At 64.3% G+C, this 20,406-nt stretch carries 20 protein-coding genes; 9 read left to right on the plus strand and 11 right to left on the minus strand.

Annotated elements, in window-relative coordinates:
* Positions 1-61: 61 nt before the first annotated feature.
* Entirely contained in the window at positions 62-1,177 is a 1,116-nt protein-coding gene (dprA, locus tag ACZ1JX_RS07030) for a DNA-processing protein DprA (RefSeq protein WP_465126035.1), read from the minus strand.
* Entirely contained in the window at positions 1,174-1,755 is a 582-nt protein-coding gene (gene plsY, locus ACZ1JX_RS07035) for a glycerol-3-phosphate 1-O-acyltransferase PlsY (RefSeq protein ID WP_465126036.1), read from the minus strand. Before plsY ends, dprA begins: the two co-directional genes overlap by 4 nt.
* A gap of 82 nt (positions 1,756-1,837) precedes the next feature.
* Between plsY and murI the strand changes: the two genes are divergently transcribed.
* The 4 genes from murI to ACZ1JX_RS07055 all read left to right on the plus strand — a co-directional run bounded on the left by murI (position 1,838) and on the right by ACZ1JX_RS07055 (position 5,777).
* Positions 1,838-2,650: a glutamate racemase gene (gene murI / locus ACZ1JX_RS07040; RefSeq protein ID WP_465126037.1), complete on the plus strand. Its 813-nt coding sequence runs from the start codon at positions 1,838-1,840 to the stop codon at positions 2,648-2,650.
* A 43-nt stretch (positions 2,651-2,693) separates the two neighbouring features.
* A complete protein-coding gene (locus ACZ1JX_RS07045; RefSeq protein WP_465126038.1) occupies positions 2,694-3,614 on the plus strand; it encodes an MBL fold metallo-hydrolase in 921 nt (306 codons plus the stop codon).
* A 140-nt stretch (positions 3,615-3,754) separates the two neighbouring features.
* Positions 3,755-4,975 carry a 5-aminolevulinate synthase gene (gene hemA / locus ACZ1JX_RS07050; protein WP_465126039.1) on the plus strand — a complete coding sequence of 407 codons (1,221 nt, stop codon included), beginning with the start codon at positions 3,755-3,757 and terminating at the stop codon, positions 4,973-4,975.
* A 121-nt stretch (positions 4,976-5,096) separates the two neighbouring features.
* Positions 5,097-5,777, plus strand: a complete 681-nt coding sequence (locus ACZ1JX_RS07055) for a nitroreductase (protein ID WP_465126040.1) — start codon at positions 5,097-5,099, stop codon at positions 5,775-5,777.
* A gap of 66 nt (positions 5,778-5,843) precedes the next feature.
* Here ACZ1JX_RS07055 and ACZ1JX_RS07060 read toward each other — a convergent pair whose 3' ends face one another.
* The 5 genes from ACZ1JX_RS07060 to ACZ1JX_RS07080 all read right to left on the minus strand — a co-directional run bounded on the left by ACZ1JX_RS07060 (position 5,844) and on the right by ACZ1JX_RS07080 (position 11,414).
* Positions 5,844-7,067: a type III PLP-dependent enzyme gene (locus ACZ1JX_RS07060; protein WP_465126041.1), complete on the minus strand. Its 1,224-nt coding sequence runs from the start codon at positions 7,065-7,067 to the stop codon at positions 5,844-5,846.
* A 171-nt stretch (positions 7,068-7,238) separates the two neighbouring features.
* Positions 7,239-8,465 carry a serine hydrolase domain-containing protein gene (locus ACZ1JX_RS07065; protein WP_465126042.1) on the minus strand — a complete coding sequence of 409 codons (1,227 nt, stop codon included), beginning with the start codon at positions 8,463-8,465 and terminating at the stop codon, positions 7,239-7,241.
* A gap of 41 nt (positions 8,466-8,506) precedes the next feature.
* Positions 8,507-9,706 carry a carboxynorspermidine decarboxylase gene (locus tag ACZ1JX_RS07070; protein WP_465126043.1) on the minus strand — a complete coding sequence of 400 codons (1,200 nt, stop codon included), beginning with the start codon at positions 9,704-9,706 and terminating at the stop codon, positions 8,507-8,509.
* Between the two features lie 58 nt (positions 9,707-9,764).
* A complete protein-coding gene (locus ACZ1JX_RS07075; protein ID WP_465126044.1) occupies positions 9,765-10,154 on the minus strand; it encodes a GxxExxY protein in 390 nt (129 codons plus the stop codon).
* Positions 10,155-10,208: 54 nt separating this feature from the next.
* Positions 10,209-11,414, minus strand: a complete 1,206-nt coding sequence (locus tag ACZ1JX_RS07080; RefSeq protein ID WP_465126045.1) for a saccharopine dehydrogenase family protein — start codon at positions 11,412-11,414, stop codon at positions 10,209-10,211.
* A gap of 78 nt (positions 11,415-11,492) precedes the next feature.
* Here ACZ1JX_RS07080 and ACZ1JX_RS07085 point away from each other — a divergent pair, with 78 nt between their 5' ends.
* The 5 genes from ACZ1JX_RS07085 (at position 11,493) to ACZ1JX_RS07105 (ending at position 15,408) form a co-directional block, all read left to right on the plus strand.
* Entirely contained in the window at positions 11,493-12,482 is a 990-nt protein-coding gene (locus tag ACZ1JX_RS07085) for a threonine ammonia-lyase (protein WP_465126046.1), read from the plus strand.
* Between the two features lie 165 nt (positions 12,483-12,647).
* Positions 12,648-13,805, plus strand: a complete 1,158-nt coding sequence (locus tag ACZ1JX_RS07090) for a BtaA family protein (protein ID WP_465126047.1) — start codon at positions 12,648-12,650, stop codon at positions 13,803-13,805.
* 2 nt (positions 13,806-13,807) lie between these two features.
* Positions 13,808-14,452 (plus strand): class I SAM-dependent methyltransferase, encoded by a 645-nt coding sequence (locus ACZ1JX_RS07095; protein ID WP_465126048.1) that lies wholly within the window; start codon positions 13,808-13,810, stop codon positions 14,450-14,452.
* A 62-nt stretch (positions 14,453-14,514) separates the two neighbouring features.
* Positions 14,515-14,946 carry an MAPEG family protein gene (locus tag ACZ1JX_RS07100; RefSeq protein WP_465126049.1) on the plus strand — a complete coding sequence of 144 codons (432 nt, stop codon included), beginning with the start codon at positions 14,515-14,517 and terminating at the stop codon, positions 14,944-14,946.
* 27 nt (positions 14,947-14,973) lie between these two features.
* Positions 14,974-15,408 (plus strand): MAPEG family protein, encoded by a 435-nt coding sequence (locus ACZ1JX_RS07105; RefSeq protein ID WP_465126050.1) that lies wholly within the window; start codon positions 14,974-14,976, stop codon positions 15,406-15,408.
* A 68-nt stretch (positions 15,409-15,476) separates the two neighbouring features.
* Here ACZ1JX_RS07105 and ACZ1JX_RS07110 read toward each other — a convergent pair whose 3' ends face one another.
* From ACZ1JX_RS07110 to ilvD, 4 genes are read right to left on the minus strand one after another with little or no spacing between them, the layout of a single operon-like run.
* Positions 15,477-16,682, minus strand: a complete 1,206-nt coding sequence (locus ACZ1JX_RS07110) for a class I SAM-dependent RNA methyltransferase (protein WP_465126051.1) — start codon at positions 16,680-16,682, stop codon at positions 15,477-15,479.
* On the minus strand, positions 16,679-18,124 hold the full coding sequence (locus ACZ1JX_RS07115) for an NAD(P)H-hydrate epimerase (RefSeq protein ID WP_465126052.1): 1,446 nt from the start codon (positions 18,122-18,124) through the stop codon (positions 16,679-16,681). Before ACZ1JX_RS07115 ends, ACZ1JX_RS07110 begins: the two co-directional genes overlap by 4 nt.
* Complete coding sequence (locus tag ACZ1JX_RS07120; protein ID WP_465126053.1) at positions 18,108-18,464, minus strand: hypothetical protein; 357 nt, start codon at positions 18,462-18,464, stop codon at positions 18,108-18,110. The genes ACZ1JX_RS07115 and ACZ1JX_RS07120 overlap by 17 nt, the downstream gene beginning before the upstream one ends.
* On the minus strand, positions 18,464-20,311 hold the full coding sequence (ilvD, locus tag ACZ1JX_RS07125; RefSeq protein WP_465126054.1) for a dihydroxy-acid dehydratase: 1,848 nt from the start codon (positions 20,309-20,311) through the stop codon (positions 18,464-18,466). The genes ACZ1JX_RS07120 and ilvD overlap by 1 nt, the downstream gene beginning before the upstream one ends.
* Positions 20,312-20,406: the final 95 nt, after the last annotated feature.

Here is a 20,406-nt window from a genome sequence, read left to right on the forward strand (position 1 = left end):
ACGTGTGCGCGAGGGTGGGGACTACCGGACAGGTTCGTCAAGCGGCAGCGTGGGCAGTCATTCAGGATTGGAGGCTGACGCGCCCTCCTGCATGACGCTGCAAGTGCCCTGCAAGTTCCATCTCCAGCAAGGCCATCTGCACCGCACCCGCGCTCGCACCGCTTTGCCGGATCAGTTCGTCGACGCCGATCGGCGCAAGCGTGAGCAATCCGGCAATGTCCGCCGGGTTTTCCTCGATCTCCGGTGCCCAGGAATGCTGGCCCTCGCGGAAGCTGGACCGGGGCTGGCCTTCGAAGCCGAGCAGCAGTTCGATCACGTCCTCAGGCGACTGCACGAGGATCGCCCCGTCGCGGATCAGCTGGTTGCAGCCGTGCGAGCGACTGTCGAGCGGGGAGCCGGGAATGGCCATAACCTCGCGCCCTGCCTCAGCGGCAAGCCGCGCAGTGATCAGCGAGCCTGACTTGGGCGCGGCCTCTACCACCAGAGTCCCGGTCGCCAGACCTGCAATGATGCGGTTGCGATGCGGGAAGTGGCGGGCGAGCGGTTCTGTGCCCGGTGGCATTTCGGCGATGAGCAGGCCTTCGCAAGCCACCTGCTCCTGCAGCTCGGCATTCTCGGGCGGGTAGCTGATGTCGATGCCGCTGGCGATCACGCCTACTGTGCCTCCGCCCTCAGCCATGCCCGCCAATGCACCGCGATGGGCGGCTGCATCGATCCCACGCGCCAGACCGGAAATGACCGCATAGCCCCTGGCGCTCAGCGCCGTCGCGAAATCGCGCGAGAGCTTCACCGCCGCTGCCGAAGCATTGCGGGCACCCACCACCGCTACCGAAGGCCGCGACAGCAGGCTGACGTCGCCCCGCACGGTCAGGATCGGCGGCGGGCTTTCCAGCGCGGCAAGGAGCGCCGGATAGTCCGGTCCGTCATGAAACAGATAGCGCGCGCCAGCCTTGCGGACTGCGGCAATCTCGCTCTCGATCCGCTCGACCGTCGCAGGGCGATAGGGCGCACCGCCTCGGGCGGCGAGATCAGGCAGTGCTTCGAGCGCTGCCTCCGCCGTGCCGAAGCGTCGCAGCAACTGATTGTAGCTGACCGGGCCGATGTTGGGCGAGCGCAGCAGCCGGATACGGGCGAAAGCCTCCCCCCGCGAAAGCGTGGCCTGCGCCGCCTCGCTCACTTCTTGCTGCCGACCCTGGGTTCGGTCCCGGCGCGCAGACGGCCGATGTTCTCGCGATGGAGGAAAACGACCAAGAGGGCGAGGAGAGCGAGAACCGGCACGTAGGCGGTGTAACCCAGCAGAAGCGCGGCAATCGGAGCCGCGACGGCGGCACTCATGCCGCCCAGCGACGAGATACGGCTGGCGAACAGCACACCCAGCCAGACGACCGCGTAGGCAAGGCCGATGGGCCAGGCGAGGCCGAGCGAGATCCCCATCATCGTGGCAACGCCCTTCCCGCCCTTGAACCTGAGCCAGACCGGGAAGCAGTGGCCGAGCACCGCGGCGAGCGCAGCAAGCGGCTCAGCCGAGGGCCAGAAGTGCCGGGCGATCAGCACGGCCGCGATTCCCTTGCCCATGTCCAACAGCAGCGTGGCCGCAGCGACGCCCTTCTTGCCGGTGCGCAGGACATTGGTTGCGCCGATGTTGCCCGAACCGATCGCACGCAGATCGCCTCCTCCGGTCAACCGGGTTAGGATCAGGCCGAAGGGCACGGAGCCGAGCAGATAGCCGACGAGCAGGGGCAATAGCGTTTCCACAGAACGCTCATATCCTCACACGGCACAAAAGCGAAAGAGGCCACTTCCCATTTTGCTGCCATTCCCGATACAAGCACCGGCAATGACCGACAGCCACCCGTCCGATCCTGCCGCCCCGCTTCTGCTGTTCGATTCGGGCGTGGGCGGACTTTCGGTCCTGTGCAAGGTGCGCGCAGTGCTGCCGCAGGCGCCGGTGATCTATGTCGCCGACAATGCCGGGCTTCCCTATGGCGAAAAGACCGAGGCCCAGATCGCGGCGCGTGTTTCCGGGCTACTGGGACGACTGACCGAACGACTGCGCCCGCGCCTCGTCTGCATCGCCTGCAACACCGCCTCGACCATTGCGCTGGCATCCGTGCGCGAAGTGCTCGAAGTGCCAATCGTCGGCACGGTTCCGGCAATCAAGCCTGCCGCTGCAATGACCAGGACCGGTGTGATCGGCCTCCTCGGCACGGCTGCGACGATCCGGCAGAGCTACGTCGACCGGCTCGAGGCCGAGTTCGCATCGGGCAAGACCCTGCTCCGCCACGGCGCGCCCGAACTCGTCGCCGCCGCCGAGGCCAAGCTGCGCGGCGAAGCGGTGGACCCTGCCGTCTATGCCCGCGCGGCACAGGCCCTGCGTGACATGCCCGGCGGCGAGCGTATCGACACTGTGGTCCTTGCCTGCACCCACTTTCCGCTGGTCCAGGACGAACTGGCCAAGGCGTTTGGTCCGGGCGTCGCCTTCATCGACGGGTCGGACGGGATCGCCCGGCGCATCGCCCACCTCACGCAAGGCCAGCCCAGGCGGCGCGAGCAGCCCGACCTTGCACTTTTCACCCGTGGGGGCGCGGAGATCGACCAGTTGCGACCGGCACTGGCCGAGCACAGGCTGGACCGGGTAGAGGTATTCTGACGATGAAGATGCTAACGGTGGAGATGGTAACGGGGGCCTTCGCGTGAGTCGCTTTTCCAAGGTCTTGATCGTCCTGCTGCTGGTGCTGGGTCTTGCCTACTACTGGCTGCTGGTGAATGCCGGTCCCTCGAACGTTCCGGCGCGAAAGTTCGATCTGGCCGTGCTGAGGCAGGCAGCGGAAGCGATTCCGGGCGACAAGCCGACCGCGATCACCTTCGCGCCCGTCGCCACGCGCTATGTTCCCGGTGCGGCGCTCGCGGCGGGGACCGGTTTGCGGACCGTGACATCCGGGGTCTTCGCGTGGAAGCTGACAACGCCGGGCGGCGGGATCGTGATCGATCCGGGCCTGTCGCGCACAGATGCGCTGGCGATGGGCTTCCGGCACTATGACGACAATGCCCGCAAGCTGGTCGATCGCTGGATGGACCAGGCGGAACTGATCCTGCTGACACACGCCCACATCGACCACGTCGGGTCTTTCCTCGATCATCCGCGTTTCGAGGAGATCGTCGACAAGGCCGTGATCACGCCGGGAATGCTCGGCAATATCAACTCGCTGTGGCGCGAGAATGCCCGGCTGATCAGCGAACCGCGCGAGCTCAAGCCGATCGAGGCCGTGGCGCCCGGCGTCGTGCTGATCCAGACGCCGGGGCACACGCCGGCTTCGGAGATGATCTACGTGCGGCTGGCATCGGGCCGCGAGTACATCTTTGCAGGCGACACCGCTTCGCTCTCGGCCAATGCCGAGATCCCGACGCCGCGCTCCCGCCTGCTGGCGGACTGGATGGCACCTGAAGACCGGCCTGCCGTGATCGGCTGGCTGAAGGGCCTGAAGGCCTTGAAAGAGCAGCACAAGGACCTCGTGATCCTGCCATCGCACGATGTCGACTGGACCATCTTCAACGCGCCGAAGAACGGCCTGACCCCCGCCCCCGAACTCATTCCTGCCCGAAAGGCCGAATAGCTCCGACTTTCGGGCAGTTACCCCAAATCCTGCTGGCAAAGCGAAAACAACAGGCGTAGAAGCCGCCCATTCGCCGGAGGGCCCAACGGGATCGGGCTCCCAAGGACGGAAACGTCCTTGTTGCAGGAAGGAGCGGCGGGGTGAATTACGATCAGGTTTTCGATTCTGCCATCGAGCGCTTGCACTCCGAAGGCCGCTACCGCGTTTTCATCGACATCCTGCGCAACAAGGGGGCCTACCCCAACGCGCGCTGCTTTGCCGGACACAACGGGCCCAAGCCGATCACGGTGTGGTGCTCGAACGATTACCTTGCGATGGGCCAGCACCCCAAGGTCATCGCCGCCATGGAAGAGGCGCTGCACAACGTCGGCGCGGGCTCGGGCGGCACGCGCAACATCGGCGGCAACACGCACTACCATATCCAGCTTGAGGAAGAGCTGGCCGACCTGCACGGCAAGGAAGGCGCGCTCCTGTTCACCAGCGGTTACGTCTCCAACGACGCCACGCTGTCCACGCTCGCCAAGATCCTGCCCGGCTGCGTGATCTTTTCGGACGAGCTGAACCACGCCTCGATGATTGCGGGCATCCGCAATTCGGGCGCGGAAAAGAAGGTGTTCCGCCACAACGACGTCGAGCATCTTGAAGAACTGCTCGCCGAGACCGATCCGAACGTGCCGAAGCTGATCGCGTTCGAAAGCGTCTATTCGATGGACGGCGACGTCGCCCCGATCCACGCCTTCTGCGACCTTGCCGAGAAGTACAACGCGCTGACCTACATCGACGAGGTTCACGCGGTCGGCATGTACGGCCCGCGCGGCGGTGGCATCACCGATCGTGACGAAGCGGCGCACCGCATCGACATCATCGAGGGTACGCTGGGCAAGGCGTTCGGCGTCATGGGCGGCTACATCGCGGCCGATCGCAAGATCATCGACGTGATCCGCTCCTACGCCCCCGGGTTCATCTTCACCACCTCGCTCTCGCCGGTGCTGGTCGCAGGCGTGCTCGCCTCGGTCCGTCACCTCAAGGGATCGAGCGAGGAGCGCGAAGGCCAGCAGGCGGCGGCCACCTACCTGAAGAAGGCTTTCGCTGACGCAGGCCTGCCGGTCATGCCCTCGACCACGCACATCGTGCCGCTGATGGTGGGCGACCCGGTCCGCGCCAAGAAGATCGCCGACATTCTGCTCGCCGAGTACGGCGTCTATGTGCAGCCGATCAACTTCCCGACCGTGCCGCGCGGCACAGAGCGTCTGCGCTTCACTCCCGGCCCCTCGCACACCCAACCGATGATGGACGAGTTGACCGAGGCGCTGGTGGAAATCTGGCAGCGCATGGAACTGGAACTGCGCAAGGCGGCGTAAGACCCGTTGCCGCCAACCAAAGAGCCCTCCCCTGATCCGGGAGGGCTTTTCGTTGGCGTCGGCGTTGCCTTTCCCAGAACGGACGCTAATCTTAACCGGACAGTTAAATCCGGGAGAGTTCATGCCTGCGCAGACGTACGACGAAGTGGTCCTTGGTCGCCGCTCGATCCGTGGCTATCTGGATAAGCCCGTCCCGCGTGCGCTGATCGAGGAGGTTCTGATCCTCGCCATCCGCTCGCCGACCTCGATGAACACGCAGCCCTGGCACTTCCACGTCATCACCGGCGAACCGCTCGACCGCATCCGCAGGGGCAACACCGAGCGCATCCTTGCGGGCGAACCCGACAGCCGCGAGTTCCGGCGAGGCGAGCCGTTTGGCGGGGTCCACCGCGAGCGGCAGGTTGAAGTCGCCAAGCAGCTGTTCGGCGCCATGGGCATCGCCCGCGACGACGCGCCTGCCCGTCAGGACTGGGTCCTGCGCGGCTTCCGCCAGTTCGACGCCCCGGTCTGCGTAATCGTGACCTATGACCGCGAGCTCGCTGGCAGCGACGACACGGCATTCGACTGCGGCGCCGTAACAACTGCACTCGTCAACGCGGCATGGTCGCGCGGGCTTGGCTGCGTGATCAACTCGCAAGGAATCATGCAATCTCCGGTCGTGCGCGAACACGCCGGCATCCCTGACGATCAGGTAATCATGAAGGCCGTAGCTCTCGGATGGCCCGACCCGGACTTCCCCGCCAACGCCGTCATCAGCACCCGCAAGAGTGTGAACGAGGCGGCACGGTTCGTGGGATTCTAAAAGCCCTACGAGAAAGGCCCCACCTTCCGGCAGGGCCTTCTCCAATTCAGTCAGCCGCAGCAAAAATCAGCGCAGCGAAACCACGTTGTCCGAAACGCGCGGATCGCGGCGGTCGCCACGGTACTGGCTTGCCATCGGTTCGTCCGAGACTTCGAACACTTCAGTAGCGCCAAAGCCGTTGAACGCGGTCTTCATCGCCGCGCCATAGGCGCCGAGCATGCCGATCTCGATGTAGTCACCCACCTTCACGTCCACCGGCAGTTCGAACGGGCCTTCCATGTGGTCCATGTCGTCGCAGGTCGGGCCGTAGAAGCTGAACGGCTCCAGCTCGATCTCGGTCTCGACGTCGTTGGCCACCTCGTCACGCAGCACGCGCACCGGGAAGCGCCAGCCAACGTGGGCCGCATCGAACAGCGCGCCATAGGCACCGTCGTTGATGTACAGCTCGGTCCCGCGGCGGCGTTCGACGCGCACGATCATCGAGTTGTATTCCGCGCACAGAGCCCGGCCCGGCTCGCACCACAGTTCGGCCGAGTACGATACCGGCAGCGATTCATAGGTGCGATCGATCACGCCGAAGTAGTCTTCGAGCGGCGGCGGTTCCATGCCTGGGTAGATCGACGGGAAGCCGCCACCCACATCGATGATGTCGACGAGGACCGAAGCATCGACGATGGCGGCACGCACGCGCTCGAGCGCCTGGACATAGGCGTGCGGGCTCATCGACTGGCTGCCGACGTGGAAGCAAACGCCGAGCGAGTCTGCCACCTGACGGGTCGCCTGAAGCAGTTCTGCTGCATTCGCCAGATCGCAGCCGAACTTCGACGCGAGGCTCAGCTCCGAATACTCCGACGAGACCCGCAGGCGCACACACAGCGTCAGGTCTTCGGGCACGTTACCATCGGCGTCGGCTGTTGCCGCCTTGATCTTCTCCAGCTCCTCGATCGAATCGAGGCTGAACACGCGCACGCCATAGGTGTGATAGGCTTCGCGGATCGCTGACGGTGCCTTCACCGGGTGCATGAAGCACAGCACCGCCTCAGGCAGCGTTTCGCGCACCAGACGGACTTCAGCGATCGAGGCGACGTCGTAATGCGTAACGCCCGAATCCCACAGGATGCGGATCAGGTCTGCCGACGGATTCGCTTTCACCGCATAGAGCGACTTGCCCGGAAACTTCTCGACGAAGAATCGGGCAGCGCGCGCTGCGGCGTGCGGACGGTTCAAAATGGCGGGTTGTTCAGGCGCGGAGGCGCGAACTACAGCCAGTGCGTCAGGATGATGGTGCAACTCAAGGGACCCCCAAACGGAACGTTGAACGAAGCTGCCTTGCGGTTTGGAAGTCCCCATGGGGCAGCGAGAGGGGGGTAATAAGGCCCTGTGTCTGAATCTCAAGTGAAAATAACGCCGGTCAAAACAACTGTCAGGAAAATGAAACAATTCCAAAGGGTCTCAAAGATTTCAGCACTTTAGTGCATCGGCAAGTGCAGCCCACGCGGGCAAGGAAAGCGGGTCGTTTGCGCCGTTAGCCGCCGTGGGATGCGATGCGAATCGTGCAACGGTCATTTCAGCCGCCGGATCGACCCAAACGGTCTGCCCGTGGATGCCCCTGCCGGAGAAGCAACCGCGGTTGTTGTTGCTGATCCACCACTGGCTGCCATAGCTCCAGCCGGGCAGTTGCGGATAGCGATTGCGGTCGAAATGCGCGGGGTCCCCGCCGTGGGTTGCGCGCTGCGCCACGCTCTCGGGAATGACGCCAAGCCCGCCCAGCCGCATCGCCTCGCCAAAGCGCGCCAAGTCCTCAAGCCGCAGGTTCAGGCCGCCACCAGCAAAGGCGGTGCCTGCCTGATCCACGATCAGATCGGCATCGCCCAGCATGCCCAGCGGCTGCCACAGCCGTTCGCTCAGCACATCGGCGAAATGCTTGCCCTCGATCCGCGAGATCATCCACGCCAGAACCTCTGTGTTCGGCGTACGGTAGGTGAAGCCCACACCATGCTTCCCAGCCTTGCCGATGGTCGGCAGGTACGAGCACAAGTCGATCGGCCCTGCATAGTCATCCGGCCTCGGCGTCAGGCCCAGAGCGGCACTGTAAGCACCGATACCCGAGTTGGGATCGGCATAGTCCTCCGAGAAATCGAGCGCCGTGGTCATGTCGAGCACCTGCCGCACGGTCGCGTCGCCAAAGCCGCTGCCGATCAGTTCCGGCAGGTAGTCCGACGCCAGCGCAGCCGGGTCCAGCCTGCCCTCCTCGACAAGCATTTCGGCAATCGTGCCGACGAAGCTCTTGGTGACCGAGAACGCAATGTGCCGCGTCTCCGGCCGGGTCACGCCGAACCAGCGCTCGAACACCACCTTGCCGCGATGGAGGACGAGGATGCCGTCGGTAAAGGCCTGCGTCAGCGATTGCTCGAGCGTGACGGGCGCATCCGCATTCAGCGGCACGAACGAAACCTGCCCAAGATCATCGCGCAGATCCCGCTCGAACGGCACGCCCTGCCCCGATGCCGCAACCCGGCGCGAGGGCACGAACTGGCGCATGTTGGAGTAGGACCAGCGGATCATCGGAAAACGCATGTGATCCGCGCGCGAGGCGAGCAGCAGGCGGTCGGCAGGCGGCGGGTTGCCTTCCATCCAGCCCATGCGCACCGGATCGCTGGTCATCCCATCGAGCACTTCCCCCGCCATTGCACTCTCCCGCCTACATCTTTGTCAGCAGGCAGCATGCATCAGGAAAGACGGTCGCGGAAGTCCTCGTAAGTGAAACCCTTCACCTTCTCGAGGCGGTCGCTCTCGCTGTCCCACAGCCAGATCGAAGGCAGCGGCACGCCGTTGAAGGTCGTCGTCTTGACCATCGAGTAATGCGCCTGATCGAGGAAGGCAAAGCGTGTGCCCGGCTCGGCCAGCCCCGGCTTGCGATAATCGCCGATGACGTCCCCTGCCAGGCACGAAGGGCCGCCCAGACGGACCGGAGCCTCGCCCTCCCCGCCGTCCTCGTACTCGTCGATCGGCTGCTCGCCCAGCATGGCCGGGCGATAGGGCGCCTCAATCACGTCGGGCATGTGGCATGTCGCGGAGATATCGGTGATGCCAAGCTGCATGCCGTTCCAGTGCGTATCGAGCACGGTGCCCACCAGAATGCCCGCGTCCAGCGCCACGGCCTCGCCCGGCTCCAGATAGATCTCGCAGCCGGTGCGCGCCTTCACGTCGCGCAGGAACGCCACCAGATCATCGCGCTGGTAATCGGCGCGGGTGATGTGATGGCCGCCGCCGAAATTCAGCCACTTGAGCTGCCCGAAGTACGGAGCGATGTGGGCTTCGAGTGCTTGCCAGGTGCGCTGGAGCGGCTCGAAGTCCTGCTCGCACAGCGTATGGAAGTGCAAGCCTGAAACACCGTCGAGATGCTCCGCCGTTAGTTGGTCCACCGGAAACCCGAGACGCGAATGCGGCGCGCAAGGGTCATAGCGCGGCACCTCGCCCTCGGCATGGAGCGGGTTGATACGGAGGCCGATGTCGAACGCCTCGCCCGCAGCCCGCGCCGCCGCAATCTCACCGGCAAACCGCGAATGCTGTCCCGGAGAATTGAAGATCACATGGTCGGAAAGCCGCAGGATTTCAGGCAGATCCTGCGCCTTGTAAGCCGCACAATAGGTCGCGATCTCGCCCGAATAGTGCCCGGCTGCCAGCTTGGCTTCCCACAAGCCGGACGTGCAAACCCCGTCGAGATACTCCCCGACAATCGGCGCGACCTTCCACATCGAAAACGCCTTGAGGGCCGCCAGCACCTTGATCCCGGCCCGGTCCCGCACGTCGGCCAGCACCGCCAGATTGGCTCGCAGCTTTGCAGAATCGACGACAAAGGCAGGGCTATCCACCCGCCCAAGATCAAACTGCACAAAAGCGTCCGGATCGCCCGCTCTGGTTTCCATATTGATACCTCGTTTGGTTCACGCAGAGACGCGGAGAAAGAAGAAGAGGCGCAGAGAGTTAGTCAGGTTTGTAATCGTTGACCACTCTTCGGATGCCGTCCTTCAGGGTAGCCTCGGAGAAATTGAGAAGCAGCCCGACGGGCTGCTTCAGCAATCTCAGATAAGTCAGCAACTGCTTCGCGTGAGCCTTGCTCAATTGCTCCACAGCCTTGATCTCAAGCACCAATCTTTCGTCTATCAGCATGTCGATCTTGAACGCGGGATCGTATGTAACTCCATCGAAGATGGCTTTCACCTGCACCTGCCGCTCGACCTTGATCCCCTGCTGCCGCAACCGCCCCGTCAACACGGATTCATAGACGGCTTCATACAATCCGGGGCCAAGCTCCCTGTGAATGGCAATAGCCTCCGCAAGGACGATCGAGCACAACTCGTCAATCGAAAGCACGGCCCCCTCCGCGTCTCTATTCTCTTCTCCGCGTCTCTGCGTGAAACAGAAAGATCAAAACGCCAGCGGCCCCGCCAGTTCCTTCACCTGCCACGGCAACCCGTGCTTGTTCAGCATGTCCATGTAGGGATCGGGATCGAACTGTTCCATGTTGAACACGCCCTCGCCCGACCAGATGCCCTGTACCATCATCGCTGCGCCGATCATGGCGGGCACACCGGTGGTGTAGCTCACCGCCTGGTTGCCGGTCTCGCGATAGGCGTCCTCGTGGTCACAGATGTTGTAGATGTAGAAGGTCTTCTCTTCCCCATCCTTCAGGCCGGTCGCAATGTCGCCGATGTTGGTCTTGCCCTTGGTCGTGGGACCAAGCGAGGCCGGCTCCGGCAGCACGGCTTTCAGGAACTGCAGGGGGATGATTTCCTGTCCGTTGTAGATCACCGGGTCGATCCGGGTCATGCCCACGTTCTGCAGCACGGTGAGGTGCGTGATATAGGCGTCGCCGAAGGTCATCCAGAAACGGATGCGCTCGATCTCGGGCAGGTGATGCGCGAGGCTTTCGAGTTCCTCGTGGTACATCAGGTAAATGTTCTTCGGGCCGACTTCCTCGAAGTCGAACTGCTGGCGGATGGTCAGCGCGGGCGTCTCCACCCACTCACCGTTCAGGTAATGGCGCGCAGGCGCAGTCACTTCGCGGATGTTGATTTCCGGGTTGAAGTTGGTGGCAAAGTGCTGGCCATGATCGCCGCCGTTGCAATCGAGAATGTCGAGTGTGCGGATCGTGTCGAGCTTGTGCTTCTTCAGCCAGGTGGCGAAGACGCTGGTCACGCCCGGATCGAAGCCCGAGCCCAGCAGCGCCATCAGGCCTGCTTCCTTGAACTTGTCCTGATAGGCCCACTGCCACGAATATTCGAACTTGGCCTCGTCGATCGGCTCGTAGTTTGCAGTGTCCATGTAGTTGACGCCCGCGGCAAGGCAGGCATCCATGATGTTGAGGTCCTGATAGGGCAGCGCGAGGTTGACCACGAGGACCGGCTTGACCTCGTTGATCAGCGCGGTCGTCGCAGCCACATCGTCCGCGTCGATCTGGTAGGTGTCGATAGCAACGCCGGTGCGCTCCTTCACCGAAGCGGCAATCGCGTCGCACTTGGACTTGGTGCGGCTTGCGAGCGCAATGCCGGTGAAGATGTCGGAATTCATCGCCATCTTGTGGACTGCGACCGAGCCGACGCCGCCTGCGCCGATGACGAGAACTTTTGCCATGATAACTCCAAGTGTCTTTTTGCGCCCCGCTGCGATGCTGCGCAGGACATTCATGGGCAGCGCCTTTAGAGTAGTGGCATGACAAACCCAAGTCCTTCTGTCGCCAAGCGCCTGCCTACACGGGAAGGCGTGCTGCGCGCGGCAGACAAGATCGCACAGTTGCTGCCGCAAACACCCGTTCTCCCGCTGGAACTGCCCAATGGCGCGATGGTCTGGTGCAAGGCCGAAAGCCTGCAGCCCGTTGGCGCCTTCAAGATTCGCGGAGCCTGGCACCGCCTGACCGACCTTGACGAAGACGAGCGGGCCCGAGGCGTGGTCGCGGTATCGAGCGGCAATCATGCGCAAGGAGTCGCCTGGGCGGCGCGCAGGCTGGGCATAGCCGCGAAGATCGTCATGCCGAACGACGCGCCTGCGGTGAAGCTTGCCGCGACCCGTGCGCTGGGTGCCGAAGTGGTACTATACGATCGGCCCGGGGGAGAGGACCGCGACGAAGTGGCCCTTCGTCTGACGTCCGCAAGCGGCGCAACGCTCGTTCACGCCTATGGCGATCCGTGGGTGATCGAAGGACAGGGCAGCACCGGCATCGAACTGGCAGCGCAGATGGAATGCCTTGCCGGTAGCCCGCCCACCCGCGTCGTCACCCCATGCGGCGGCGGCGGACTCGCGTCGGGCCTCGCACTGGCGCTGCCCGACGCGCGGATCGTGCCGATAGAACCCGAAGGCTGGGACGATGTGGCTCGCAGCCTTGCATCGGGCGCAATCCAGCGGGTGGCCGCCGATGCGCCCAAGACTGCCTGCGATGCCCTGCAGACGCCTGCGACCTTTCCCATCAACTTTGCCGTCATGGCATCGCGCGGCTTGCAGGGCCTCAGCGTTTCCGAGGCCGAAGTTCGTGCTGCGCAACGCTATGCTTTTGCCAAATTGCGGCTGGTAGTGGAACCGGGCGGCGCGGCAGGACTGGCCGCAATTCTTGCCGGAAAGGTTGCCACTGACGGCGACACTGCAGTGATCCTGTCGGGCGGCAATGTCGATCCTGCAGCCTTTGCTGCGGTGATTTCAGAGGGTTGAGCGCGCGTCTTACAGCTTGCGGACAATCCGCGGTCAACTGCCACACAGACGCAATGGTCACGTTCTAGCCGCACTCCCGAACAGTCTTCTTCGGGGATCTTGCCAATGCTGGAACGTGCCCGTTCCCATCCGATCACACGCTCCGTTGTCCGCCGGGGCTCCGGCATGGCCAACCGCGTGCTCGACCATGCCTTTGCGCTCGCGTTCCGTGGTCTTGTCTATGCGCAGATCTGGGAAGACCCCGACGTCGATATGACGGCGCTGCAGATCCGGCCCGACAGCCGCATCATCGCCATCGCCAGCGGCGGCTGCAACGTCCTGTCCTATCTCACGGCAAATCCCGAAGCGATCACGGCGGTCGATCTCAACACCGCCCACATAGCGCTCAACAAGCTCAAGCTCGCCTCGGCACAGCACCTGCCCGATCACGCGCACTTCCGCCGCTTCTTTGCCGAAGCCGACAGCGCCGCCAACATCGCCGCCTATCGCACCTACGTTCTGCCACACCTCGACGAAACGACGCGCCGCTATTGGGAAGGTCGTGACCTGTCCGGCCGCCGTCGTATCAGTGGCTTCACCAGCAACATCTACAAGCGCGGGCTGCTCGGCAACTTCATCGGCGTCGCACACCTCCTCGCCCGCCTCTACAAGATCGATCTTTCAGCGATCCTCGCCGCGCGCGACATTGCCGAGCAGCGCCGAGTGTTCGAGCGCGAAATGGCTCCGGTATTCGACAAGCGCTTCGTGCGCTGGCTGACCGACCAGCCCGCCTCGCTGTTCGGCCTCGGCATCCCGCCTGCCCAGTTCGAAGCCCTTGCCGGGAACGAGCCGATGGCCGAAGTCCTGCGCCGCCGTCTGGAAAAGCTCGCCTGCGATTTTCCGGTAGAGGACAACTACTTTGCCTGGCAGGCCTTCGGACGTGGTTATGGCCGAGGCGACCGCTCCCCGCTGCCGCCCTATCTGCAAGCCGCTAACTGGCAAACCGTGCGCGAGCGGGCAAACCGCATTGACGTGCGCCACGCCAACCTGACCGAGCACCTCACCGCCCAGCCCGCTGCCTCGCTCGATCGTTATGTCCTGCTCGATGCACAGGACTGGATGACCGACGACCAGTTGAATGCGCTGTGGACGCAGATCACCCGAACCGCCCGTCCCGGCGCACGCGTCCTGTTCCGCACTGCCGCCGAACCGAGCCTCTTGCCCGGTCGCGTGAACGAGGCACTGCTCTCCCGTTGGCGTTATGACGAGGCCCTGTCTACGGATTGCACGGCGCAGGATCGCTCGTCGATCTACGGCGGCGTCCACCTTTACGAACTGGCCTGAAAATGGCTTCTGCCGCCTCACACTCTGCACATGGTGCGCTGATGGATGCCGTCTATCGCCACCAGAAGCACATCTACGACGCAACCCGGAAGTATTACCTGTTCGGACGCGATGGCCTGATTGCAGGCTTGGACGCGGCCCCGGGCAAGGCTGTGCTGGAAGTGGGCTGCGGAACGGGACGCAACCTCGCCTGCATTGCCCGCCAATGGCCGGGTGCGCACCTGTATGGCCTGGACATTTCCGATGAGATGCTCACTGTCGCGCATAAGCGGCTCGCAGGCAGCTGCGCCCTTGCGCACGGCGATGCGACGGATTTCGATGCCGCTGCCCTGTTCGGCAGGGCCTCGTTCGATCGCGTGGTCATTTCCTATGCTCTCTCGATGATCCCGCAGTGGCAGCAGACCCTGGAACATGCTGCCAGCCTGCTTGCCCCCGGCGGTTCAATTCACATCGTGGATTTCGGCGACTTTGACGGCCTCCCGCGTCCGCTTGCCCAGCTGATGCACGCTTGGCTCGCGCGGTTCCACGTCACGCCCCGTGCCGATCTTGCCACCTTCGCAACACGGATCGCGGCCGAGCGCCAGCTTGGCCAGCGCACCTTGCGGGGACGCTACGGCTACTTCCGCCGGATCACGCTGCGACGATAAGTTGCAATTGACAATCCAAGAGACACCTTTCACTCTCCCGAAAATCTCGGGGGAGATCTCAAATGATGGCGCAAATCCTGACGCCCGCAGCCGTGCTCGTGCTGTGGTCGATCGTAATGCTTTTCTGGATGGCGGGCACCCGGCTGCCTGCACTCAAGCAACTGGGCGGACTTGGCAGGGCCAAGCCTGGCGGGCGCGGACAGGACCTTGACGGTGTGCTGCCTGACGAGGTCAACTGGAAGGCACACAATTACGCGCACCTGATGGAACAGCCGACGCTGTTCTACGCCACGGTGATAATCCTTGCGATCATGGGGGCTGGCCGTCTCGATGTGGCGCTGGCGTGGTCCTATGTCGGCCTGCGCATCGTGCATTCGATCTGGCAGTCCACGGTGAACCGTGTGCCTGTGCGCTTTACCTTGTTCCTGCTGTCGACGGTGTGCCTCACGATGCTGGCGCTGCGGGCACTGGGAGCCACGCTTGGCCAGGTCTGAGTTTCAAAAAAGAAGGGGGAGAATGCCATGACGATTGCCAAGATCCTGCAGCCCGCCGTCGCCCTGATGGCGTGGACCATGGTCATGTGGCTGTGGATGTATGCCACGCGCATCCCGGCGATGAACGCCGCCAAGCTCGATCCTGACAGCCTGGCCCGCGATCCGTCGAAGACGCTTGACGATATCCTGCCGGCGAACATCCAGTGGAAGGCGCACAACTACAACCACCTCCACGAAGCGCCGACGCTGTTCTACGCGGTATGCCTTGTGCTGGCCGTCGCGGGCATGGGGAACGGGACGAGCGCAACGGTGGCCTGGGCCTATGTCGGCCTGCGCGTCATCCACTCGCTGGTACAGGCGACCGTGAACAAGGTCATGGTTCGCTTCATCCTGTTCTCGCTGTCGAGCGTCGCACTTATGGCGTTGATCTACCACGCCGCTCGCGTGGTCTTCGCGGCCTGATCGCTGCATACAGACACCTTGCGCCCCCGCGAAGGCGGGGGCGCAAGGTGTTGTTACCAAACGCTGATTCAATCCCGCGTAAACAGGCTCGCCAGTTCTACATGCGTCGACCAGCGGAACTGGCCAACCGGCCGCAGCTCCGCCAGCCTGTAGCCGCCCGTGATCAGCTTCACCGCATCGCGAGCCCAGCTCGCCGGGTTGCAGCTGATGTAAACCACGCGCGCTACCTTGCTCAGCCCGATCTGCTCCACCTGCTCCTGTGCCCCGGCGCGCGGAGGATCGAGCAGGACGCCTGCGAAACGATCCAGTTCCTCCACTCGCAGCGGATTGCGGAACAGATCGCGGTGCAACGCATGGACCGGCCGCCCGTTCATCCGCGCCGCAGCCTGACAAGCCATGAAGGAATCGCGCGCAGCCTCGACTGCCAGTACCTTGGTCTGCGGCCCTGCCAGTGCGAAAGCGAACGTGCCAAGGCCCGAAAACAGGTCCGCGACCGTCGCGGCTCCAGCCAGCCACTCCCGCGACGCGCCGACCAGTTCAGCCTCACCATCAAGAGTCGCTTGCAGGAAAGCCCCCGGCGGCAACGAAACCGGCGTCTGCCCGAGCGTCACGGTTACCGGCTCAGGCTCCCACAAACCTTCAGGCCCATAGCCTGAATCGAGCGTCAGCCGAGCCAGGCCGTTTTCGCGAGCAAAATCGAGCAGGGCTTCGGTTTTGGCGAGCCCTTCGGCCGCTATGCCCTTCAGGCTCACCGAAACGCCCTGATCTGCCAGCGCCATTTCGATATCGACGTTGAGCTTGCGCTCGCCCCAGCCTTCGAGCAGCCGACGCAGCGGCTGGACCAGCGCAAACAGCGGCGGCGCGAGCACATGGCATTCGCGCATGTCGACAATCTTGTGCGAACCCTGCTCGCGAAAGCCGATGACCACCCGCTTGCCGATCGCCTGCGCATGAAGCGTGGCGCGGCGCCGCGAATGGGGCGGGGAAACGTGCGCAGGCTTGGCGGGAACCTCGGCAATGTCCTGCCCCTTGGCCGCACCGACCACGCGGTCGAACACGTAATCGGTCAGCGCACTTTCTGACAGGTGTTGCAACTGGCACCCGCCGCAGGCCGGGAAGTGGCGGCAGGGCGGATCGACATGGTTCGGCCCATGCACCAGCGTGCCATCGGCCTGCAGCATGTCGCCCGGAGCGGCCAGCGCGGCGTACCTGCCATCGGCGGTCGCGCCTTCTCCCTTGGCGGCAACGCGCACGATCAGACCGGCATCACTCATTCAAGACATTCCTTCAACGCCGCTTGCACGGCATGGGCCAGCTCACCGGCCGTAAACGCAGCCCCGCACAGGCGGGCCGCTTCGGCGTGGAGCCATAGGCCTTCTTCCGCCGCGCGCAAGGCTTGCCCCAAGTCTTGGCCCAAGGTTTGGCCCAAGGTTTGGCAATGCGTGGCAAGCCGACTGGCAATGGCCCCGGCCAGCACGTCCCCGGTCCCCGCAACCGAAAGCCACGAAGACGCGCGGGGGGCGACGACCGCGCTTCCATCGGGCGCGGCAATCACCGTATCCGGCCCCTTCAGCACGACCACTGCGCCTGAAACCCGGGCCAGAGCCAACGCCCGCTCCCGCCGCAATCCTTCACCAGAAAGCCCGAACGCCCGCTCCAGCGCCGCCATCTCGCCCTCGTGCGGCGTCAGAACGGTCGGCGACGATCCCAGTATTGCCGGGCGCAGCAATACCAGCGCATCGGCGTCGATCACACTCGGCAGCCCTGCGTGAAGCACCCTCGTCAGCAACCGAGCCGCCTGATCGGACCGCCCAAGCCCCGGTCCCACAAGCAACGCAGCCACGCGCGGATCGCCGAGCATTGCCGCAACGTCGCCGGTCACCACCAACTCCGGCGGAACGTTCGAGGGCGCATCCGGCGCGACGAGCTTCACGTACCCCGCCCCCGCCCTCAATGCAGCGGTCGCCGCCAGCAGGCTTGCACCGGGCATCTCTCCTGCCACGATCCCCAGCATTCCGCGCCGGTACTTGTGCGCATCGGCCGCAGGTGCCGCCACCCTCGGTCTGGCCAAAACCCGCGCCGCCCCCGGCACGGCAGCCACACCGATATCGACCAGCCTCAACGCCCCCATCGACACACAAGCGGACATGGCAAAGTGCGCATGCTTCCACGCACCCAGCGCCACGGTCATTGTCCACTCTGGAAGACCAGCATTGAGCGCAGCGCCGCTGTCGCTCTCGATGCCGCTCGGAAGGTCTATCGCAATGCAATGCCGATGCCGCCCGGCCAGCGCGCAGAGCAGGCCGAACAGGTCCTCCGGCAGAGCCCGCGTCAGCCCGCTGCCGAACAGACAATCGACGAAGACATCACCCGACGGCACGCCATCCGCCCCGACAATCGCGCCGCGATACAACGCCTTGGCATTGCGTGCCGCATCGGTCGCAGGCGCCCGCGCCTCGACCACCTGCACCGTATTGCCATGTTCGCGAAGGTATTCGGCGATGACCCAGCCATCGCCACCATTGTTGCCCGGCCCGCACAGCACGGTGACCGAACCGCCGCCCGCGATCCGCCGCACCCACTCGGCAGCGCCGCGCCCGGCCACCTGCATCAGCGCGTCGACACTCGTGCCCGCCGCAATCAGCGCCTCCTCCGCCTCGCGCATCTGCGCCACGGTAAGGACTTGCGAAAGCACGGCGTCACGGCTGCGGGGCATCGTCCTTCATCCTTGCCGGAAAGCGGTAGCGGTCCCCCGCCACCGAAACTTCGAGCACGCCTTGCGACGACCACTGCGCGGTCGCCTCATCGGCACCATCAGCCGATACCACGCCGCGCCCGTCGTCGACCATCTCGAACCGGCGGAAGCCCCCGGCCTTGTGCCGCACGGTCAGGAAGCGCTTGTCGCCCACGCGCGAGTCCTCGACGAAGCATTCGGGCAGGAACTTTGCCGAACCTCCCACCGCGCAATCGATCACGCGGCCCTTGGGCGCTTCCTCGGCCTTCGAACAGGCCGCCAGCGCCACACAAAACAGCAACGCTGGCAGGCCCGCTCGCATCAGTCGATGCCAAGCTGCTTGAGATCGCGCACCGCGCCACGCGCCGCGCTGGTGGTCATCGCGGCGTATGCCTTGAGCGCGGTCGAAACCACGCGCGGACGCTCCTGCGCAGGCTTCCAGCCCTTGGCGTCCTGCGCCGCACGACGGTGTGAAAGTTCCTCGTCGCTCACCGCGAGGTGGATGGTGCGATTGGGAATGTCGATCTCGATCACGTCGCCGTTCTCGACCAGCCCGATCTCGCCCCCCTCGGCTGCTTCCGGCGAGGCATGGCCGATCGACAGGCCCGAGGTGCCGCCCGAGAAGCGCCCGTCGGTCAGCAGCGCGCAAGCTGCGCCCAGCCCCTTCGACTTGAGGTAGCTCGTTGGATAGAGCATTTCCTGCATGCCCGGACCGCCCTTGGGCCCTTCATAGCGGATCACCACCACGTCACCGGCTACGACCTGCCCGGTGAGGATCGCGGTCACCGCCGCATCCTGGCTTTCATAGACCTTGGCTGGGCCGGTGAACTTGAGGATCTTGTCGTCCACGCCTGCCGTCTTCACGATGCAGCCATCGCGCGCGATGTTGCCGTAAAGCACGGCAAGCCCGCCGTCCTTGCTGAAGGCGTGCTCTGCCGAACGGATCACGCCGGTCTCGCGGTCGAGGTCCAGTTCCTTCCAGCGTCGGTCCTGCGAGAACGCGACCTGCGTAGGCACGCCGCCCGGTGCCGCCTTGAAGAATTCCTGCACGCTTGGCGAAGTCGTCCGCTTGATGTCCCAGCGATCCAGCGCCTCGGCCAGCGTGCGGCTGTGCACGGTCGGCAGGTGCGTGTGGATCAAACCTGCACGATCCAGCTCGCCAAGGATCGCATAGATCCCGCCCGCGCGGTGGACATCTTCCATGTGCACGTCCGACTTAGCCGGAGCGACCTTGGACAGGCACGGCACGCGGCGGCTCAGCCGGTCGATGTCGGACATCGTGAAGTTCACGCCCGCTTCGTGCGCAGCGGCCAGCAGGTGCAGCACGGTGTTGGTCGACCCGCCCATTGCAATATCGAGGCACACCGCGTTCTCGAAGGCATCGAAGCTGGCGATCGAGCGCGGCAGGACGCTGGCATCGTCCTCCTCGTAATAGCGCTTGCACAGATCCACCGCGAGGCGCCCCGCTTCGAGGAACAGGCGCTTGCGATCGGCATGGGTTGCCAGAGTCGAGCCATTGCCCGGAAGCGACAGGCCCAGTGCCTCGGTCAGGCAGTTCATCGAGTTTGCGGTGAACATTCCCGAGCAAGAACCGCAGGTCGGACAGGCCGAACGCTCGATCGCGGTCACTTCCTCGTCGGTGTACTTCTCATCCGCAGCGGCAACCATCGCGTCTACCAGATCGAGCGCGTGCTCCTTGCCATTGAGAATCACCTTGCCGGCTTCCATCGGCCCGCCTGAGACGAACACCACCGGAATGTTGATCCGCATTGCCGCCATCAGCATGCCCGGCGTGATCTTGTCGCAGTTGGAGATGCAGACCATCGCGTCGGCGCAGTGCGCGTTGACCATGTACTCGACGCTGTCGGCGATCAGGTCGCGGCTCGGCAGCGAATAGAGCATGCCGTCGTGGCCCATGGCGATGCCGTCATCGACCGCGATGGTGTTGAATTCCTTGGCGACCCCGCCCGCAGCCTCGATCTCGCGCGCGACCATCTGGCCAAGGTCCTTGAGGTGGACATGGCCCGGCACGAACTGCGTGAACGAGTTGACCACCGCGATGATCGGCTTGCCGAAATCCTCGTCCTTCATCCCCGTTGCGCGCCACAATCCGCGCGCGCCGGCCATGTTGCGGCCGTGGGTGGTGGTGCGTGAACGATACGGGGGCATGGTGTGAACTCCGGTCAGGGAATCAGTTTTTGTGGGCGACTTGGGATCGTTCCCTAGCCCACGGAATCGGCCGCTGTCGAAAGTATTAATTACAA

This window comes from Novosphingobium sp. BL-A-41-Hi4A-0G (assembly GCF_055521735.1).

Bases quoted from the DNA above. Each gene is read 5' to 3' on its own strand.
- ACZ1JX_RS07070 (WP_465126043.1), bottom strand. From the start codon at position 9,706: ATGGAAACCAGAGCGGGCGATCCGGACGCTTTTGTGCAGTTTGATCTT.
- ACZ1JX_RS07055 (WP_465126040.1), top strand. From the start codon at position 5,097: ATGCCTGCGCAGACGTACGACGAAGTGGTCCTTGGTCGCCGCTCGATC.
- ACZ1JX_RS07115 (WP_465126052.1), bottom strand. From the start codon at position 18,124: ATGCCCCGCAGCCGTGACGCCGTGCTTTCGCAAGTCCTTACCGTGGCG.
- ACZ1JX_RS07105 (WP_465126050.1), top strand. From the start codon at position 14,974: ATGACGATTGCCAAGATCCTGCAGCCCGCCGTCGCCCTGATGGCGTGG.
- ACZ1JX_RS07065 (WP_465126042.1), bottom strand. From the start codon at position 8,465: ATGGCGGGGGAAGTGCTCGATGGGATGACCAGCGATCCGGTGCGCATG.
- ACZ1JX_RS07080 (WP_465126045.1), bottom strand. From the start codon at position 11,414: ATGGCAAAAGTTCTCGTCATCGGCGCAGGCGGCGTCGGCTCGGTCGCA.
- ACZ1JX_RS07095 (WP_465126048.1), top strand. From the start codon at position 13,808: ATGGCTTCTGCCGCCTCACACTCTGCACATGGTGCGCTGATGGATGCC.
- ACZ1JX_RS07100 (WP_465126049.1), top strand. From the start codon at position 14,515: ATGATGGCGCAAATCCTGACGCCCGCAGCCGTGCTCGTGCTGTGGTCG.
- murI (WP_465126037.1), top strand. From the start codon at position 1,838: ATGACCGACAGCCACCCGTCCGATCCTGCCGCCCCGCTTCTGCTGTTC.
- ACZ1JX_RS07120 (WP_465126053.1), bottom strand. From the start codon at position 18,464: ATGCGAGCGGGCCTGCCAGCGTTGCTGTTTTGTGTGGCGCTGGCGGCC.
- ACZ1JX_RS07090 (WP_465126047.1), top strand. From the start codon at position 12,648: ATGGCCAACCGCGTGCTCGACCATGCCTTTGCGCTCGCGTTCCGTGGT.
- ilvD (WP_465126054.1), bottom strand. From the start codon at position 20,311: ATGCCCCCGTATCGTTCACGCACCACCACCCACGGCCGCAACATGGCC.
- ACZ1JX_RS07085 (WP_465126046.1), top strand. From the start codon at position 11,493: ATGACAAACCCAAGTCCTTCTGTCGCCAAGCGCCTGCCTACACGGGAA.
- ACZ1JX_RS07110 (WP_465126051.1), bottom strand. From the start codon at position 16,682: ATGAGTGATGCCGGTCTGATCGTGCGCGTTGCCGCCAAGGGAGAAGGC.